Here is a 262-nt window from a genome sequence, read left to right on the forward strand (position 1 = left end):
CCATTTCATACACCGCCAGACGCAGGATCGCGCGGTCTACGTTTGCAATCCGGTCAAGCTTCCAATTGACGAGATGGCCGGAAATCATTTCATCAAGCTGAACCTGATGTTCGATCACTCCGTACACCAGCTGTTCAAAGAAGGCATCTGTTTTTTCACCATCAAGCGCGTGCTCAATGGCATCGTTCGGTGCAATATCGCTGACATCAATCTGAAAAAGTGCCTGCAAAGCTTTTTCTCTAGCTGTTCTTCTTTTCATTTT

General features: G+C 46.6%; 1 protein-coding gene. It reads right to left on the minus strand.

Annotated elements, in window-relative coordinates; genetic code table 11:
* Positions 1-259, minus strand: a 259-nt coding sequence (nusB, locus tag KVT31_RS29670; RefSeq protein ID WP_217613739.1) for a transcription antitermination protein NusB, incomplete at its 3' end; no start/stop codon positions are given.
* Positions 260-262 lie beyond the last annotated feature (3 nt).

This window comes from Bacillus sp. GbtcB14 (assembly GCF_019091205.1).
GTDB lineage: Bacteria > Bacillota > Bacilli > Bacillales > Bacillaceae_G > Bacillus_A > Bacillus_A cereus_AG.